Source organism: Pseudomonas sp. (genome assembly GCF_037994325.1).
In the GTDB taxonomy this organism is placed as follows: domain Bacteria; phylum Pseudomonadota; class Gammaproteobacteria; order Pseudomonadales; family Pseudomonadaceae; genus Aquipseudomonas.
The window spans coordinates 1-1,811 of sequence record NZ_JBBNAH010000093.1; the positions used below are offsets into that span (position 1 = coordinate 1).

At 55.7% G+C, this 1,811-nt stretch carries 1 protein-coding gene; it reads right to left on the reverse strand.

The genetic code is table 11. The annotated features are described in order from the left end of the window. Positions 1-482: 482 nt before the first annotated feature. The gene (locus AAAB16_RS03005; protein WP_340662002.1) at positions 483-1,808 is read right to left on the reverse strand and encodes an MFS transporter; all 1,326 of its coding nucleotides are present in this window, start codon (positions 1,806-1,808) and stop codon (positions 483-485) included. Positions 1,809-1,811 lie beyond the last annotated feature (3 nt).

The window sequence follows — 1,811 nt, forward strand, 5'->3', positions numbered from 1 at the left end:
CGAGGGGCCGAATAGCCCAGCGCTTAGAATAAACAGGCAGAAAGCAGGAAAATGCCTGCCTAAGCCTAGGCAGCCCAGAGCGGATTTCGCCCCGAAATAGTGGATTTTTTTAGTGTGCATGGCGGTACTTTGATTTCATGGAATAGATCCTTGAAACTTACGCCAATACCACAACGGAGTTATACAAGACCAAACTCGCAGCACCGTAAGGGCAATCGCACAAGCCAACCGGCCTTTATACCCGTTCAATTCCTAATAGAATTTAAGAATATTCATACGCACTTAAAAGAAGATTAAAACCGATAGCTGCACTAACCCGGAGTGCACAGAAAACAATTAGGATCAACTGCCCCACGCAATAGCGAAAATGATTAAAGCAAGTGCCTCGTAGTCTTTCGATCTCGCCGAACAGCCCCCAACATTATCCGTCACAGAAATACAAAAGCCCGCAAATGCGGGCTTTTGTACCAGCGCAAAACACCTTACTCGGCGTTACTTTCCATGGATTGGCGCATGGCCAAGGCGTCTTTAGGCAAGTGACGGGCGGCTTGGATCAGCGCCAGCAACGTCAGGAACATCGCGATCGGGATCAGGTACATCGCGTCATGCAAGCCGACCGCTTTAAACGCTTCGCTCATCTGCTCAGCGCCAGCGGCATACATGGCCGCATGGGCAAAATGATCGGACAGCCAGCCCACCACGACCGGGCCAAGACCGCCGCCCAGCAGGTACAGACCAGCGAAGAACAGCGCCATGGCCGTGGCCCGTAGACGCGGCTCGATAACATCTTGAATCGAGGTGTAAACGCAGGTGTAGAAGTTGTAGGAAAACAACCAGCCAATGCTGAAAATCGCCACAAACAGCGCAATGCTGTTGGCACCCAACGACAACGCTATGCCAGTGGCCACTGTGGAAATCAGCAAGGATGCCGCCGCCATCCACAAACGGCCGCGCTCAGATTTCTGATGTGCCTTGTCGGCAAACCAGCCACCGATGGTCAAGCCGAACAACCCGGTCACGCCGACGATAATGCCGGTTGCCACGGCCGCCTGGCCCAAGGGCATCAGGAAGTAGCGTTGCAGCATCGGCACCATAAAGGAGTTGCAGGCGTAGGTTGCAAAGTTAAAACACAGACCGGCGACCACCAGCCACCAGAAGGTGCGGATGCTCAGCACCTTGCGCACGGGGCGTTCAACTTTCACCGCGGCCACTTGCACCGTTTCGGCGGCGCCACGCTGTGGCTCGCGAATCAGGAACATAAATAGCGCGAGGATCATGCCCGGCACTGCGGCGATAAAGAACGGTGCACGCCAGCTCCCAAAGGCTTCAACCATCGCGCCGATGGTAAAGAACGCCAGCAGCAAGCCCAGCGGCAGACCCAACATAAAGATGCCCATGGCGCGGGCGCGTTTGTTGGCGGGAAACAGATCGCCAATCAACGAGTTGGCAGCCGGCGCGTAGCTGGCTTCGCCAATACCAACGCCCATGCGCACTAAGAGAAAACTCCAGAACCCGGTGACAAAGCCGTTAACGGCGGTCAACCCGCTCCAGGCCATCAGCCCCCAGCCCATGATTTTGCGCCGCGAACCGGTGTCAGCCATGCGCCCCAGGGGCACGCCGGCAATCGCGTAAACGATGGTGAACGCCGTACCGACCAACCCCAGTTGCAGGTCGCTCAGGCTCCACTCGTGGCGTAACGGTTCGATGATGATCGCCGGAATGCTGCGATCGAAGAAATTGAACAGGTTGGCGAGAAACAGCAAAAACAAGACACGCCAAGCATTGGCCGCCTGAGTAGCACTGGTCATAAC